Annotated in this window: 19 protein-coding genes; 14 read left to right on the top strand and 5 right to left on the bottom strand. The window is 62.7% G+C overall.

The window, feature by feature from the left end; genetic code table 11:
• Window positions 1-97: 97 nt before the first annotated feature.
• Both BN1136_RS04865 and BN1136_RS04860 read left to right on the top strand, forming a co-directional pair.
• Window positions 98-1,480, top strand: coding sequence for an L-serine ammonia-lyase (locus BN1136_RS04865; RefSeq protein WP_043760714.1), 1,383 nt, complete (start codon window positions 98-100; stop codon window positions 1,478-1,480).
• Between the two features lie 283 nt (window positions 1,481-1,763).
• Complete coding sequence (locus BN1136_RS04860) at window positions 1,764-3,134, top strand: L-serine ammonia-lyase (protein ID WP_043760717.1); 1,371 nt, start codon at window positions 1,764-1,766, stop codon at window positions 3,132-3,134.
• 189 nt (window positions 3,135-3,323) lie between these two features.
• Here BN1136_RS04860 and BN1136_RS04855 read toward each other — a convergent pair whose 3' ends face one another.
• Window positions 3,324-4,283 carry a lytic murein transglycosylase gene (locus BN1136_RS04855; RefSeq protein WP_043760719.1) on the bottom strand — a complete coding sequence of 320 codons (960 nt, stop codon included), beginning with the start codon at window positions 4,281-4,283 and terminating at the stop codon, window positions 3,324-3,326.
• Window positions 4,283-4,561, bottom strand: coding sequence for a YcgL domain-containing protein (locus tag BN1136_RS04850; protein WP_029314494.1), 279 nt, complete (start codon window positions 4,559-4,561; stop codon window positions 4,283-4,285). The genes BN1136_RS04855 and BN1136_RS04850 overlap by 1 nt, the downstream gene beginning before the upstream one ends.
• Window positions 4,562-4,667: 106 nt before the next feature.
• Between BN1136_RS04850 and minC the strand changes: the two genes are divergently transcribed.
• From minC to BN1136_RS04820, 6 genes are all read left to right on the top strand, one after another.
• Entirely contained in the window at window positions 4,668-5,393 is a 726-nt protein-coding gene (gene minC, locus BN1136_RS04845; RefSeq protein ID WP_043760723.1) for a septum site-determining protein MinC, read from the top strand.
• 18 nt (window positions 5,394-5,411) lie between these two features.
• On the top strand, window positions 5,412-6,224 hold the full coding sequence (minD, locus tag BN1136_RS04840) for a septum site-determining protein MinD (RefSeq protein WP_010674647.1): 813 nt from the start codon (window positions 5,412-5,414) through the stop codon (window positions 6,222-6,224).
• Window positions 6,225-6,226: 2 nt separating this feature from the next.
• Window positions 6,227-6,493 (top strand): cell division topological specificity factor MinE, encoded by a 267-nt coding sequence (minE, locus tag BN1136_RS04835; protein ID WP_005301252.1) that lies wholly within the window; start codon window positions 6,227-6,229, stop codon window positions 6,491-6,493.
• A gap of 172 nt (window positions 6,494-6,665) precedes the next feature.
• Window positions 6,666-6,992 (top strand): HI1450 family dsDNA-mimic protein, encoded by a 327-nt coding sequence (locus BN1136_RS04830; protein WP_043760726.1) that lies wholly within the window; start codon window positions 6,666-6,668, stop codon window positions 6,990-6,992.
• Window positions 6,977-7,753, top strand: coding sequence for a monofunctional biosynthetic peptidoglycan transglycosylase (gene mtgA / locus BN1136_RS04825; protein ID WP_043760729.1), 777 nt, complete (start codon window positions 6,977-6,979; stop codon window positions 7,751-7,753). The genes BN1136_RS04830 and mtgA overlap by 16 nt, the downstream gene beginning before the upstream one ends.
• 282 nt (window positions 7,754-8,035) lie before the next feature.
• Window positions 8,036-8,359 (top strand): HI1450 family dsDNA-mimic protein, encoded by a 324-nt coding sequence (locus BN1136_RS04820; RefSeq protein WP_043760733.1) that lies wholly within the window; start codon window positions 8,036-8,038, stop codon window positions 8,357-8,359.
• A gap of 44 nt (window positions 8,360-8,403) precedes the next feature.
• Here the strand turns inward: BN1136_RS04820 and BN1136_RS04815 are convergent, their stop codons facing one another.
• Window positions 8,404-8,715 carry a DUF1289 domain-containing protein gene (locus tag BN1136_RS04815; protein ID WP_043760735.1) on the bottom strand — a complete coding sequence of 104 codons (312 nt, stop codon included), beginning with the start codon at window positions 8,713-8,715 and terminating at the stop codon, window positions 8,404-8,406.
• Between the two features lies 1 nt (window position 8,716).
• The gene (locus BN1136_RS04810; RefSeq protein WP_043760738.1) at window positions 8,717-9,586 is read right to left on the bottom strand and encodes a CvfB family protein; all 870 of its coding nucleotides are present in this window, start codon (window positions 9,584-9,586) and stop codon (window positions 8,717-8,719) included.
• A 265-nt stretch (window positions 9,587-9,851) separates the two neighbouring features.
• Between BN1136_RS04810 and BN1136_RS04805 the strand changes: the two genes are divergently transcribed.
• From BN1136_RS04805 to BN1136_RS04790, 4 genes are all read left to right on the top strand, one after another.
• The gene (locus tag BN1136_RS04805) at window positions 9,852-11,084 is read left to right on the top strand and encodes a UPF0149 family protein (RefSeq protein WP_043760739.1); all 1,233 of its coding nucleotides are present in this window, start codon (window positions 9,852-9,854) and stop codon (window positions 11,082-11,084) included.
• Between the two features lie 151 nt (window positions 11,085-11,235).
• Window positions 11,236-11,706: a MarR family winged helix-turn-helix transcriptional regulator gene (locus BN1136_RS04800; protein WP_043760742.1), complete on the top strand. Its 471-nt coding sequence runs from the start codon at window positions 11,236-11,238 to the stop codon at window positions 11,704-11,706.
• Window positions 11,703-11,891 carry a DUF4250 domain-containing protein gene (locus BN1136_RS04795; protein ID WP_043760745.1) on the top strand — a complete coding sequence of 63 codons (189 nt, stop codon included), beginning with the start codon at window positions 11,703-11,705 and terminating at the stop codon, window positions 11,889-11,891. The genes BN1136_RS04800 and BN1136_RS04795 overlap by 4 nt, the downstream gene beginning before the upstream one ends.
• A gap of 161 nt (window positions 11,892-12,052) precedes the next feature.
• Window positions 12,053-12,232, top strand: a complete 180-nt coding sequence (locus tag BN1136_RS04790) for a hypothetical protein (RefSeq protein WP_043760749.1) — start codon at window positions 12,053-12,055, stop codon at window positions 12,230-12,232.
• A gap of 108 nt (window positions 12,233-12,340) precedes the next feature.
• Here BN1136_RS04790 and BN1136_RS04785 read toward each other — a convergent pair whose 3' ends face one another.
• On the bottom strand, window positions 12,341-12,928 hold the full coding sequence (locus BN1136_RS04785; protein ID WP_043760752.1) for an FMN-dependent NADH-azoreductase: 588 nt from the start codon (window positions 12,926-12,928) through the stop codon (window positions 12,341-12,343).
• 227 nt (window positions 12,929-13,155) lie between these two features.
• Here BN1136_RS04785 and BN1136_RS04780 point away from each other — a divergent pair, with 227 nt between their 5' ends.
• Together BN1136_RS04780 and purT are read left to right on the top strand one after the other, a co-directional pair.
• The gene (locus BN1136_RS04780; protein WP_043760754.1) at window positions 13,156-14,046 is read left to right on the top strand and encodes a DMT family transporter; all 891 of its coding nucleotides are present in this window, start codon (window positions 13,156-13,158) and stop codon (window positions 14,044-14,046) included.
• Between the two features lie 74 nt (window positions 14,047-14,120).
• Window positions 14,121-15,299: a formate-dependent phosphoribosylglycinamide formyltransferase gene (purT, locus tag BN1136_RS04775; protein WP_043760757.1), complete on the top strand. Its 1,179-nt coding sequence runs from the start codon at window positions 14,121-14,123 to the stop codon at window positions 15,297-15,299.
• Window positions 15,300-15,405 lie beyond the last annotated feature (106 nt).

Genomic DNA, 15,405 nt, shown 5'->3' with positions numbered 1-15,405 from the left:
CATTTCCCCACCGTCATCACACGCCACTACTTATCCTCTTTTCATCGACTACAAAAAATTTACAATGTTTAGACGAAATCCATAACTGGAGTACGTCATGATCAGTGTCTTCGACCTGTTTTCCATCGGGATAGGTCCCTCCTCCTCCCATACCGTGGGACCGATGCGGGCTGCCTGCGCCTTCGTCCACACCCTCAAGCAGCACGCACTCCTGACCCGCACCGACCGCGTCGTGGTCGAGTGCTACGGATCCCTGGGCCAGACCGGCAAGGGACACGGCACCGGCAAGGCCATCATCCTGGGGCTGGCCGGGTTTGAACCCGAATCCGTGGACATCGAGGCCATCCCCGCCTTCCTCGAACAGGTGGAAAAGAGCCAGAACCTGCACCTCGGGGGCGAACAGCCCAGCGCCTTCCCCCGCATCGGCGCCATCATCTTCAACCGGCGCAAGACCCTGCCCGCCCACTCCAACGGCATGACCCTGCGTGCCTTCGAGGGTGACACCCTGATCTTCGAGCAGACCTACTACTCCATCGGGGGCGGTTTCATCATCGAGGAGAGCCACTTCGCCAACGCCCGGGAAGAGGCAGCCCGCTTCGATGCCGCCCACCCCATCCCCTACCCGTTCGAGAGCGGCGCCGAGCTGCTTGAACAGTGTCAGGAGAGCGGCCTCTCCATTTCGGGGCTGATGCTGGCCAACGAGAAGGTGTTTCGCAGCGAGGCGGAGATCAAGGCGGGCCTGCGCAAGATCTGGCAGGCGATGCAGGGCTGTGTCGAGCGCGGCTGCAAGAGCGAGGGGGTGCTGCCCGGCGGCCTCAAGGTGAAGCGGCGCGCCCCCGCCCTCTACCGTCAGCTCTGTGGCGAGACCAGCTTCAACAAGGATCCTCTCATGGTGATGGAGTGGGTCGACCTGTTTGCCCTGGCCGTCAACGAGGAGAACGCCGCCGGTGGCCGGGTCGTGACGGCCCCCACCAATGGCGCCGCCGGCATCATCCCCGCGGTGCTGCACTATTACGATCGCTTCGTGCGCAAGGTGGATGACGAGCTGCTGATGCAGTACTTCCTCACCGCCGCCGCCATCGGCATCCTCTACAAGAAGAATGCCTCCCTCTCGGGGGCCGAGGTGGGCTGTCAGGGCGAGGTGGGCGTTGCCTGCTCCATGGCGGCTGGCGCCCTGGCCGAGCTGCTGGGGGCCAGCCCCGCCATCGTCGAGAATGCCGCCGAGATCGGCATGGAGCACAACCTGGGGCTGACCTGCGATCCCATCGGCGGCCTGGTGCAGGTGCCCTGCATCGAGCGCAACGCCATGGGGGCGGTCAAGGCGATCAATGCCGCCCGCCTCGCCCTGCGGGGCACCGGCGAGCACAAGGTGTCGCTGGACAAGGTGATCAGGACCATGTGGGAGACCGGTAACGACATGAAGACCAAGTACAAGGAGACGGCCCGTGGCGGCCTCGCCGTCAACATCACCGAATGTTAATGTGACGTAAACGAGCCACATATGGCGCTCTCATACCCGGCCTCGCCGGGTATTTTTTGGCAAAACGTTTGCCCAGCGCTTAACAAAATGGATAACCATCAAAATAAATTTTATACTCGCGCCACGAATTCAACAAAAATAGATCTGTTTCAACTTTTTTTAGGTATTGAGCCGTTACACTGTGGTTATTCGGTTCCTTGGCCTTTGTGATGACAGACAGTCCCATGGATCCCCTTTCTGCAAGCGGGCATGGCGCCCCCTTCTACCCTGAGGTAATTGTTACATGATCAGCGTTTTTGATATCTTCAAAATCGGTGTTGGCCCCTCCTCTTCCCACACTGTCGGCCCCATGAAGGCAGCCAAACAGTTCGTGGATGAACTGCGTGCTGGCGGCAAGATCCGTGACATCACCCGGATCCAGGTCGATGTATACGGCTCTCTCTCCTGGACCGGCAAGGGTCACCACACCGACACCGCCATCATCATGGGTCTGGCGGGCAACCTGCCGGAAAATGTCGATATCGACGCCATCCCCGAATTCATCTCCCGTGTCGAGCAGACCGGCCGCCTGCCCATCGGCCTGCACTGCCATACCGTCAGCTTCCCGAAAGGCGCCATGGTCTTCCATGACGAGGCCCTGCCCCTGCACGAGAATGGCATGAAGCTGACCGCCTTCATCGAAGACGACGCCATCTACAGCAAGACCTACTACTCCATCGGCGGTGGCTTCATCGTTGACGAAGAGAACTTCGGCAAGGGCGACAGCGGCGACATGGCTGTCAGCTTCCCGTTCAAGAGCGCGGCCGAGCTGCTCGCCCACTGCGGCCAGAGCGGCCTCTCCATCTCCGCCCTGATGATGGAGAACGAGAAGTGCTTCAACACCCCGGAAGAGATCTACAAGAAGCTCGGCAAGATCTGGACCACCATGCGTGAAGGGATCGAGCGCGGCTGCCGCACCGAGGGCGTACTCTCCGGTCCGCTGCGCGTGCCGCGCCGTGCCGCGCCCCTCTATCGCCAGCTGACCACCAACGAGAACCTCTCCAACGATCCCATGAACATCGTGGACTGGGTCAACATGTTCGCCCTGGCGGTCAGTGAAGAGAACGCCGCCGGTGGCCGCGTCGTCACCGCGCCGACCAACGGTGCCGCCGGTATCATCCCGGCCGTGCTGGCTTACTACGACAAGTTCATCCAGCCGGTGGGCCGCGACGAATATACCCGCTTCTACCTGGCCGCTGCCGCCGTCGGCATGCTCTACAAGATGAACGCCTCCATCTCCGGCGCCGAAGTGGGTTGCCAGGGTGAAGTGGGTGTCTCCTGCTCCATGGCCGCCGCCGGCCTGACCGAACTGATGGGCGGCAGCCCGGAGCACGTCTGCGAAGCCGCCGAGATCGGCATGGAGCACAACCTGGGTCTGACCTGCGACCCGGTCGCCGGCCAGGTACAGGTGCCCTGCATCGAGCGCAACGCCATCGCCGCCATGAAGGCGGTCAACGCCTCCCGCATGGCCCTGCGCCGTACCTCCAAGCCGCGCGTCTCCCTGGACAAGGTGATCGAGACCATGTACATCACCGGCAAGGACATGGACTCCAAGTACCGCGAGACCTCCCGCGGTGGCCTGGCCATCAAGGTGATGCAGGTTGCCTGCGACTAACTCCGGATCGCACTGACATGAAAAAAGCGGGATATGTTCCCGCTTTTTTTTTGATCTTTATTTCACGGGCCTGTCGGGAAAGCTCAGATTCAGCCTGCATGAAATAAAGAGACAAGGAGAAACACACAGGAGCTGCAGCCCGATGCGGGTGGCCGGGAGGCATGAGTCAGATGAGGTTACGAGAGGCGGCTATTCCACGATGCGATCAGCCAGGGTGCCGACGGCCACCACGAAATAGGGGGAACGATTCCAGTGGCGCAGCACCCGGTAATTGTCATAGGCGAGATAGCTGCGCCCGTGAATATCGTCCGGCCGGATAAGGGAGGCCTGCATGTCGGCCTCGGGAAGCCGGGAGCCATCCTGCTGGCGTACCCCGAGGGCCTGCCAGTCGTGCAGCGACTTGCGCACAGCCAGCCCGATCAGCGCCGGGTCAAGGGAGTCCGGTACCCTCACCCGCCGCCCCCAGGTCTGATCCTCGCGCCAGCCATTCTTGTGCAGATAATTGGCTGCCGAACCAAACACATCCGCGAGATTGCCCCAGAGATCCTTCCTGCCGTCCCCGTCCTGATCCACCGCGTATGCGAGAAATGACGAGGGCATGAACTGGACCTGCCCCATGGCCCCTGCCCAGGATCCCTGGAAGGCGGCAGGGCTCACATGCCCCTGCGCCAGGATGCGAAGGGCATTGAACAGTTGATCCTTGAAGAAGGCTTCCCGCCGTCCTTCCCAGGCCAGGGTGGCCAGGGAAGAGATCAGGGGATAATGACCGGTGATTTTGCCGAAATTGGTTTCTATTCCCCACAAGGCGACAATAAAACGGGGCTGCACCCCATATTCCCGCCCTATTTTTGTGAGCAACGGCAAATGCTGGTGATATAAGGCTTTGGCCTGCTTGACTTTCCATTCCGGAACGGCGCGTGGAATATATGTGTCCAGCGTCAATTTGAATTCCGGCTGATTTTTGTCGTGCCTGATTGCCGCTTCCACCAACCGGACATCAGCAAAGGCGGCCGTCACCGTCGCAGACGGGATGCCTGCCGCCAAAGCCTCTTCTCTGAGGCTCGCCACATAGTGGTCGAAATCGACGCCGGCCAGCACGGGGGACCCCAGCAGGACTCCCAACAACAGCAGAGCCGACCGGCCCGGCATCAGCGGGCGCCCTTCAACTGCGCCTTGTGCTGCTCCAGCAGGTTCTCCGGCGGGGGCGGCACCTGCAGATAGAAGCCCTGGCTCTTCAGGGCGGCCATCACCCGCTCGGTCGAGGCCAGCCCCAGGGGCTTGGCCGGATCCAGCTTGGTCATCAGCACCAGCTCGGGGCGCCCAAAGGTACTCATCAGCACCTCGGGGACGCGGGAAAAATCCTCTCTTCTTTCAATAAAGAGATAGGTCTCGGCTTTTTTGCGACTTTTATAGACTGCACACAACATGGAACTTGATATAATCCGACGGGTTTATTGCCTCTGGTGGTGGCAAACTATAACATCGGGAATTGAATAACAATAACGTATTGCCGTCTCGGTTCGGGGAAGATTCATGGTTGAACGCGATAACGAATTGAAAGGGACTACCTTCACTATTTCTGTGTTGCATCTCAGCGATGGCAATCTGGCCCGGATCAGACAACTGCTGGAGGCCAAGGTCGCGCAGGCCCCCCAGTTTTTTAATTGTGCCCCCCTCGTCCTCAATGTGGAACGCCTCACCGAGATCCCCGATTTCCAGCAGCTCAGGGAGCTGGTCGAGTCGGAAGACTTCGTGCTGGTCGGCATCACGGGGACACGGGACGAGGCAATGAAGACGGCGGCCAAGGCGGCCGGGCTCGCCGTCATGGTATCGGGCAGGAGCCGCAAGGCCGATCCCGAACCCGTGACGCCCGCACCGGCCCCCGAACCCGTGGTGGCAGCACCGATCGCCCCCGTTCCAGCCCCCCTGGAAGCCAGCAAGGTCCACGTCGGTCCGGTGCGCTCCGGCCAGCAGATCTATGCCGCCGGCACCTCCCTGGTGGTACTGGGCTCGGTGAGCCCGGGCGCCGAGGTCATCGCCGACGACAGCATCCATGTGTATGGCGCCCTGCGTGGCCGGGCCATCGCTGGGGCCAAGGGCAATCCCAGGGCCCGCATTTATTGCCAGCAATTGCAGGCCGAGCTGCTCTCCATCGCGGGCACCTTCCAGCTCAGCGATGCATTGCCGGCAGGCCTTATCCAAGAGCCAGTCCATATCCGGCTGGACAACGAACAACTTCGTATAGACCGAATCAAATAGAGTTACAAGGAAGCGAGAATGGCGCGAATCATAGTCGTTACATCGGGCAAAGGTGGCGTTGGCAAGACCACAACCAGCGCGGCCCTGAGTACCGGTTTAGCCCAGCGTGGCCACAAGACAGTGGTCATCGATTTTGACATTGGCCTGAGAAATCTGGATCTCATCATGGGCTGCGAGCGCCGCGTGGTGTATGACTTCGTCAACGTCATCAACGGGGAAGCAAACCTCAACCAGGCCCTCATCAAGGACAAGCGCTGCGAGAATCTGTTCATCCTGCCCGCCTCCCAGACCCGGGACAAGGATGCCCTGACTCGCGAAGGGGTAGAGAAGATCCTGGATCAGCTGGCGGAGATGCAGTTTGACTACATCGTCTGCGACTCCCCCGCCGGCATCGAGTCTGGCGCCCTGATGGCGCTCTACTTTGCCGACGAGGCCATCGTCACCACCAACCCGGAAGTCTCTTCCGTACGCGACTCCGACCGCATCCTCGGGATCCTGGCCTCCAAGTCACGCCGTGCCGAGCGCGGAGAAGACCCCATCAAGGAGCACCTGCTGCTGACCCGCTACTGCCCAACCCGCGTCAACCGCGGCGACATGCTGAGCGTGCAGGACGTGCAGGAGATCCTGGCCATCAAGCTGCTCGGTGTGATCCCGGAGTCCCAGGCCGTGCTGCGCGCCTCCAACTCGGGGGAACCGGTCATCCTGGACAAGGAGTCCGATGCCGGTCAGGCCTACGAGGACGCCGTCGCGCGTCTGCTGGGCGACACCAAGGATTTTCGTTTTCTGGAAGAAGAGAAGAAGGGCTTCTTTAGCCGACTGTTCGGGAGTTAAGCATGTCATTATTGGATTATTTCCGTTCCAACAAGAAACAGAGCACCGCACAACTGGCCAAAGAGCGGTTGCAGATCATCGTCGCCCACGAGCGTTCATCCAGAGGGGGGCCGGATTACCTGCCCCAGCTCAAGCAGGATATCCTCGACGTGATCCGCAAGTATGTGGAGATAGACCCTGACAAGATCACGGTCCAGCTCGACAAGAAGAGTGACGAGCTGTCGGTACTGGAGCTCAACATCACCTTCGCCGACGACAAGAAGGGATGAGCTGACGCCCCATGCGTGACCCCTTCCCCCAATGAAGACCGGATCCTGTCCCAGGGTCCGGTTTTTTATTGGTGCCAGGGCATCTCGCCAAGGGCGGCACGGCCAGCTAGAATACCGCGCACCACGGGGTCTGCCGACGGCGCCCCTCCCCTTTATCTGGAACACAGGTCTTATGTCTTTGAACGACGAAATGCACAGTGTCGAGGAACTGCTCGACACCGCCCTCGAACTCTTCATGGAGCTGGCCTCCGACAACCTGCCGGAGCAGGAGATTGCCCGCTTCAATCAGGAGTTCAACGACCGCGGCCTGCTGGCGGAAACCGATCCCGCCGATGACTGGGCGGCAGACGTCGGCTTTGACGTCAGCGATGCCGAGTATATCGAGGTCTGGGTCGGCCTTGGCAACGAGCAGGAAGAGTACGAGCACCTGTTCGCCCGCATGCTGCTCTCCCGCCGTGTCGACGAGAAGTTCTGCCACATCGAATGGCTGCCCCAATAATTCCGGATCCCGATGATCCGCGCCACTATGATTGGGAGCCGGAGTCTGACGAGGTGCCGCCGTCCCGGGTGCGTCGTCTGCTGAGCTGGCTCGGCAAGCTGCTGCTGGCCGCCTTCCTCAGCACCATTTTCTCCGTGGTGGCGCTGCGCTTCATCGATCCGCCCATATGGACCTGGCGCCTGGAGCGGGCGCTGTTTCCCCCCGCCAAGGTGGCGGAGGTGAAGCACGACTGGGTACCGCTCGAGCAGATCTCCCGCGAGCTGCAGCTGGCGGTCATCGCCGCCGAGGATCAGCGCTTTGCCGAGCACCACGGCTTCGACATGGACGCCATCAGCTCGGCGCTCAGGCACAATCAGCGCAGTGAGCGGGTGCGCGGTGCCAGCACCCTCAGCCAGCAGACGGCCAAGAACCTCTTCATGTGGAGCGATCGCAGCTTCCTGCGCAAGGGGATCGAGGCCTGGTTCACCCTGCTGATGGAGCTGGGCTGGGACAAGTCCCGCATCCTCGAGGTGTACCTGAACATCGTGGAGTTCGGGCCCGGCATCTATGGGGCCGAGGCCGCCGCCCGGCACTACTTCGGCAAGCCGGCAGCCCGTCTGACCCGCTATGAGGCCTCCCTGCTGGCGGCCGCCCTGCCCAACCCCTGGCGCTACCGGGTCAAGCCCCCCTCGCCCTATGTGCAGCAGCGCTCTGCCTGGATCCGCCGCCAGATGAGCCAGCTTGGCCAGATCACCCTGACCCGGGTCCACGAGGCAGGCTAGGCACGTCGGCGGACTCGGGCAGCGGGCCCAGATGCCCGCCGACGGTCTGCCGATGCAGCGGCAGATAGTGCCACCACCAGGTCTCCCGCCGCCGCGTGATCCGTCGCCTGTGCTGTCGTCGTTTCATACTGCCCGCACGCCTCGCCATGCCGCCCATGCCGGCGGCTCTGTTAACCTTACCCCCTGAGCCCGTCATTTGACAGTGCGCCGTGCCGACCCAGGCTGGCTGCCACTCCCAATACTTGTTAAAGTGGCGAACCTGGACGTATCTGGAGTGATTTCATGGAACAACGTAGCCCGGATCAGCTGGTCGAGTGGGCCTATGATCAGTTTCTGGAGCAGGCCGCCGACATGCTGGCCCCCGAACAAATCGTCGACATCACCCTCGAGTTCGAGCAACGCGGGGCCGTCGAGGCCACCCTGCCCAATGCCGACTGGTCGACCGAACTCGGAGTGCCGGTCGACATGGCACGTTGGGCCGAGGTCTGGATCGGCCTGCTGGATCATCAGGAGGAGTTCGAGGTGATCTACGCCACCTTCCTGTTGCCCCGGGATCAGAGCGAGCACGAGGTGCACGTGCGCTGGCACCGTCAGCAACAGGCATAAAAAAGCGCCCCAGGCGCCTTTTTCGTGTCCGTCGTTCCAGCCCGTCAGAGACGGGCGGCGATTGCCTTGGCCAGACAACGCCGGCACCAGCAGGCGCTCGCCTCGCTCATGGGCAGGGCAGGCAGCTGGCTGCACCAGCAGCGCTCGATGGGTTCCCCCGCCGACACGGCGCAGAACGCCGGCTCGCCACACCCCGGGCAGACATGGGTGCTCTTCGAGCCATCGAGCTCGGCCATGCGTGCGAGCTGGGCTTCGCTGTCCATGGCAGACCACTGGCCGATCTCGGTCAGGGTGCGGCCGCAGCCGAGGCAGAGCCCGTCCTTGGCCCGACAATCGCCGATGCAGGGACTCGGCACCTTATTCGCCTTCCCCGGTGTGCTCTGCCACGAGACGGATGCTGTGCTCCTCGATGACGATCTTGCCCTGCTTGTAGAGCCCGCCGATCGCCTTCTTGAAGGTGCCCTTGCTCATGTTGAACATCTTGTAGATGAGCTCGGGATCGCTCTTGTCCCCCACCGCCAGGCTCCCACCCTGCTTTTGCAGGCGCACCAGGATACGCTCGCCCGCGTCGTCCATCCGGGCCAGTCCCGGCTTTTGCAGGGCCAGATCCAGCTTGCCGTCTTCGCGTACCTGTTTGACCCAGGCGGTCAGCGGCCGCCCCGTCATCACGCGGCCAAACACCTCGTTCCTGAACAGCATGCCGGCGTACTGGCCGTTGACCACGGCCTTGATGCCAAGAGGGGTGTGCTCGCCCGGCAACGCCGTCACCTCGTCCCCGGCCTTGAAGGGGGGATCGATGCGCAGGAAGCGCTCGAGGCGGCTGGTGCCCACCATGCGCCCTTCGTTGTCCAGCATCAGGTACACCAGGTAGGTGTGCCCCACCTGCATCGGCTTGTTCTGCTCGCGGCTTGGCACGAACAGATCCTTTTTCATGCCCCAGTCGAGGAAGGCCCCGATCTTGTTGGCGTTGACCACCTTGAGGCCGACGATGTCACCCACCATGGCGAAGGGCTTGTCGGTGGTGATCACCGGCTCGCAATCGGCGTCCAGATAGAGGAAGACGGCCACCTCGCCCCCTTCGACGACGCCTTCCGGCAGCTGGCGCTTGGGCAGCAGCAGCTCGCCGTATTCTTCGCCAGCCGCCAGCCAGGCGCCGCGATCCTCGATCTCAACGACGGTGAGGGTGTTCATCTTGCCAATCTGTAACATGGTGATCTCTTCTTTCAATATCCGGGTGGGCCTGCACTCACGGCCCGTCAATAGAGGTGCCTCGCCGCCATCCCATGGGAGAGGACGGGGCTTGTTTCTCATGCTGGCGCGCATGTTACCCCAGAGCGGTGGCGGGACCTAGCCCCGCGCCCCGCCGCGTGGACTATTTTCGCGCGCTCCGGCGACCAGATTGGCGATATTAGCATCATTCAATCGCATCTTTGCTGCAAATACCCCCACTTTTAGGTAGACTTCGCGGCCGTCAAATCCGGAGGAAGCGTCGATGAACCCAGCCACTCGTACCCGTCATCTCAATCAGTGGATCCAGACCCACAGCGGGCAGGACATGAGTTACCCGGCCCTGCACGGCTTTCTCTGCGCCCGTCTGACGGGGCCGACGGCCCCCGACTGGCAGGCCCCATTGGCCGGCCTGCTGCCCCATGACGCCGAGCTGGACGAGAAGAGTGCCGAGGCGCTGCACCACCTGATCGCCGAGCTGGAGGCCCAGGCTGACGACGCCCGGCTCGCGCTGCCGAGCCAGTGTCGCCTCTCCAGCGAGACCCCGGAGCAGGTGTTCGAGCAGAGCCATCCCCTCGGCCAGTGGAGCTACGGTTTCAGCCAGGGGGTCGCCTGCTGGCCCACCCCGACGGATCTCAACGACCCGGCGACCCGCCATCGCTTCAGCCTGGTGGCGGAGCTCTGCCTGTTTCGCGACAGACCCATGGCCCAGATGCTGCACCAGGCCGCAGCCAGCGAGCTGCCCTTCCTCGATTTTTGCAAGCGCCAGCGCCAGCAGATGAAAACGGCCCTGAACCTCTTGCTGAGCCAGGATCACTACGAGGCCCAACCCGAGGAGGCGGCGCTTCCCGAGAACGACCAGACCCGCCAGTGGCAGCAATGGTTCGAGCAGGCAGCCAGTTGCCGCGATCCCCTCGCCCGTCTCCCCTGGTTTGAGCGCATCGTGGCCGATGCCACCCCCCTGTTCGACGAGGCGTTCTGGCAAGCCCACGCCGGCTACGGCTGGCGCGCCCCTGAAGTGCGGCCCCTTATCGCGGCCAGAGCGGGTCGGGCCGACTGCCTGCTGCGCCTGGGACAGCTGACACAGGCCAGGGAGGAGTACCTTGCCCTGCTCGCGCTCTGCCTCGCGGACGAGCCGGGTTGCCGCCATGCCCTCTCCAGCCTCTATGCCTGGCAGGGGGAGTGGGACGCCCTGCAACAGCTCCTGATTCGCTTCGATGAAGCCTCCTGCTGGCTGCTCTACAACCGGGCGCTGATGAGTTTCGTCTGCGAGGGAGAAGAGGCCGCACGCCCCCATCTGGCCGTCGCCCTTGCCGCCAACCCCCATGTGCCCGCCGCCCTGCTGGGCCAGCGCAAATTGCCCAAGCAGGAGCCTCGCCACTGGCAGGGGGGCAGCCGCGACGAAGCCGCACTCTATGCCTTGCAGAGTCGCGAAGCCTGGTTGACCCATCATGCCCTGATCTGGTTGCGTCACGCCGTCGGCAAGCAGGCCAGTTGAGACCCCGATTTTTCTTTTCCATGATGCAACACGTGCGCAACCGCACATTTTTCTGGTGCCTGGTCGGACAAATGTGCCTGTCTTACGTATCATCAAGTTCAAAGTATCAAGAGAAACTGCACCCGATGCAGCCGCCACAGCAGGATGTCATATGTCGAAAATCATAGAGCTGCTCGCGCACTACCCTCCTTACCAGCTGGTCCACGCCGCTGAGATGGTGCGCGATACCTTTGAACAGTTTTATCAGCAGCGGTACCAACTCACCGTGCCGCAATGGCGCCTGATGATGGTGCTTGGCCCCCACTACCCCATCAGCCAGAAAGAGCTGGTGGAGGCGAGCGGCATGGACAAGGTGCGGATCTCCCGCGAGATCCATCGTCTGGTGGAAAAAGGCATCCTGTTCACCGAGAACAGCGTGCAAGACAAGCGCATCAGCCTGGTCTCCTTCACTCCGGCCGGGCTCACCCTGTTCCAGCAGCTCAAGACCGAAGCGGGCAGCTGGCAACACACCCTCACCGACTACCTGCCGGCCGAGGCGCGCCAGAACATCCGCGTGCACCTGCAAAGCGTCAGCGACGCCATCGAACAACTCCACCTGCTGGATAGCGAGCAACAGCCATGAACCTGAACAACTTTGCCACCATGGACGTCAACATGCTGCTGAGCCTGGTCAACATGAAGCTGCGCGATCACTACACGGATCTGGACGATCTCTGCCGGGCCCAGGATCTCGACAAGGAGGCCCTGATCGCCCGCCTCGCCAGCGGGGATTTCCACTACCAGCCTGATCAGAGGCAGTTCAGATAGGGATCCGGATCACAACCCGACCCATGAGGCTGGCCACGGCGGCAAAAAATGCTATGGTGATTGCTACCCGGTCAACGAACCCACGGTAAGGCGTATGGATACATCTTGCTGTCACAGACCGCGGTTAGCCTTCCGTTCACGCCAGCAGCCAAGGATGACCCATGATGCGCCTGACCCGTTCGACCAGCCTGATCACCCTCAGCATCCTGCTGATGATCAGCCTCTTCTCCCCTCAATTGCCAGACAGCGCCGAACAGTGGCTGACGACCCTGCTGCTGGGCTCCCTGGTGGCGGTCTGCCTGGTGATCGGCAGCGGTTGCCGCCACTTCCTGCAGGACTGACGATTCGCCCTCTGGTGATCAGCCCGTTCAGTATCCAGACAAAAAAACAACGCAGCCCGAGGGCTGCGTTGTTGTTTCAGGCTGACCGGGGTTTCCCCCGTCAAGGCATCAGTAAGCCAGGCTTTCCAGCTGCTCCTTGGCCTGCTCGATCCCCTTGGCTTGCGCCTCCGGACCCATGCCCATGCCTTCGGCGTAGATGAAGTCCACGTCCTTGATGCCGATGAAGCCCAGCACGGTGCGCATGTAGGGGGTCACCAGATCGGTGGCGTTGCCTACGTGCATGCCGCCACGGGGGCTGACCACCAGGGCGCGGGTATGCTCCACCAGGCCCACCGGGCCGGTCTCGGTGTAACGGAAGGTCACGCCGGCACGGGCCACCAGGTCAATCCAGTTCTTCAGCTGGGTCGGGATGTTGAAGTTGTACATGGGGGCCGCGATGATCACCAGGTCGCTCGCCTTGAGCTCGGCAACCAGCTCGTCGGACTGGGCCAGCACGGCCAGCTGACGCTCGTTGAGGTTCTCGCCGCCGCGCAGGCCCATGGCCAGCTCGCCGTCCAGTACCGGCAGGTTCAGGGTCGCCAGATCGCGCACCTTGATGGTGTCACCCTGGCGATCGGCCAGATAGCCGTCGATCAGGGCGTTGGATTGGGAATACTGGCCCAGGATGCTGGACTTGAGTACGAGGATATTGGCCATGGTGATACTCCATTTGATTGTCAATTGAACAGCCAGGCTGTCGATGGAGGTCACTATAAAGATTGAGATTCAAGCCTGATAGCGAAAATAGATGCTCAAGTTGTTCAAAATTTTTGATGTTCAGGCATCCCAAGGCCAACGATGATACTCACCGAGCGCTCCGCCCTTGGCAGGGCAAACGATTGCCGTTATGATCCGCCGCACTTTTTTTAAGTGACCCGGATCCCATGACCTCCTCCCGCAGGCACTCCCCCTTTGCCGGCGCCGTCTGGATGATGGTGGCAGGCCTCTGCTTTGCCGCCGTCAACAGCCTGAGCCAGTATGTCAGCTTCAGTCTCGGCCTCCCCTCGACCCAGGTCGCCTTCCACCAGTACCTGATTGCCCTGATCTGCCTGCTGCCCTGGCTCGTACGCCACGGCCTGCGCCAGTCCCTGATGACGAACCAGCTGCGGCTGCACCTGCTGCGGGTCGCCCTGGCCGTTGTCGGCATCCAGTTCTGGCTCTGGGCACTGGCAGTGCCCGTCCCCATCTGGCAGGGGATCGCGCTCTTGATGACCTCGCCGCTGTTTGCCACCCTGGGGTCGGCCCTGCTACTCAAGGAGCAGGTGAGCCGGGCCCGCATTCTCGCGACCCTGGCTGGGTTTGTCGGCGCTATGCTGATCCTGGCGCCCTGGACCGACGACTTCAGCTGGGCCTCCTTGTTGCCGGTGGCCGCCGCCCTGTTCTGGGCCGGCTACTCCCTGCTGGTGCGCTATCAGGCGGCGAGCGAATCGTCCCATACCATCGTCGTCTACCTGCTCATCTTCAGCACCCCGTTCAACGCCATGCTGGCGCTGCCGGAGTGGCAGTGGCCGACCCAGGCGCAGTGGCTGCTGGTAGCCGCTTCCGGCGTGCTATCGGCCCTGGCCCAGATGTCCATCGCCCGCGCTTACAGCGTGGCGGAGGCCTCCTTCGTGCAGCCCTTCGACTTTGCCAAGCTGCCCATGAACGTGCTGGCCGGCTGGCTGGTGTTCGGCTGGGCGCCTCCCGGCCGATTGTGGCTGGGTGCCGCCATCATCATCGGTGCCATCACGCTGCTGACCCATCTGGAGCAGCGCGCCACCAAACCCGTTTCCTGAGGTACGCCATGCGTGCCTCTTTTTTTTGCTCACCCGGATCAGCCCCGCTGATCCTCGACCTCAGGAGAGATAACATGTTTGGAACCGCTACCCGCCCCGGCGCCACCCGCGCCCTGCTGCTGGGCTCCGGCGAACTCGGCAAGGAAGTCGCCATCGAACTGCAACGGCTCGGCATCGAGGTGATCGCCGCCGACCGCTACGCAGGCGCCCCCGCCATGCAGGTGGCGCACCAGGCCCGCGTGCTGGACATGCTGGACGGCGCCGCCCTGCGCGCCCTGGTGGCCGAGATCCAACCCGACCTCATCATCCCCGAGATTGAAGCTATTGCCACCGATACCCTGGCTGCCCTGGAGCAGGAAGGGGTCAGGGTGGTGCCGAACGCCCGCGCCACCCAGCTCACCATGAACCGGGAGGGGATCCGCCGCCTCGCCGCCGAAACCCTGGGGCTGCCCACCTCCACCTACCGCTTCGCCCAGAGCAAGGAGGAGTTTGTCGCCGCCGTCGAGGCTATCGGCCTGCCCTGTGTGGTGAAGCCTGTGATGAGCTCGTCCGGCAAGGGCCAGAGCCTGCTGCGCGATCTCGCCAAACTGGACGAGAGCTGGACCTATGCCCAGGAGGGGGGCCGCGCCGGTCGCGGCAAGGTGATCGTCGAAGGCTTCGTGCCCTTCGAGTACGAGATCACCCTGCTCACGGTGCGCGCCGTGGACGGCATCCACTTCTGCGATCCCATCGGCCATCGTCAGGAGGATGGCGACTACCGCGAATCCTGGCAGCCCCAGGCCATGAGCGAGCTGGCCCTGGCTCGCGCCAAGGAGGTGGCGGCCAAGGTGGTCGAAGCCCTTGGCGGCTACGGTCTGTTCGGGGTCGAGCTCTTCATCAGGGGTGACGAGGTGTGGTTCAGCGAAGTCTCCCCCCGCCCCCACGACACCGGCATGGTGACCCTGATCTCCCAGGATCTCTCCGAGTTCGCCCTGCACGTGCGCGCCATCCTGGGGTTGCCCATCGGCACCATCACCACGTTCGGGCCAAGCGCCTCCGCCGTGGTACTGCGGGATGGCCACAGCCAGGACATCCGCTATCAGGGTGTCGGTGAGGCGCTGGCTCTGGTGCCGGGTGCCCAGTTGCGCCTGTTCGGCAAACCGGAGATCGCCGGTCGCCGTCGCCTCGGGGTAGCCCTGGCCCGCGGCCAGGATTGCACTGAAGCGGTGGAACAGGCCAAGGCGGTTGCCGCCCGGGTCGAGGTCCTCTTCTGATCCCGTTGCATCGGCGCACAACACAAACGCTTGCCGGCATGATCTGGCGCAAGGGGCAGGCGACTGCCCCTTTTCCATTGAGGCGCCTGCCGTATAATCCCCCCTT

Origin of the sequence: Aeromonas taiwanensis (assembly GCF_000820165.1) — a bacterium.
Lineage (GTDB): Bacteria > Pseudomonadota > Gammaproteobacteria > Enterobacterales > Aeromonadaceae > Aeromonas > Aeromonas taiwanensis.
This window is presented reverse-complemented; position numbering and strand designations above follow the sequence as displayed.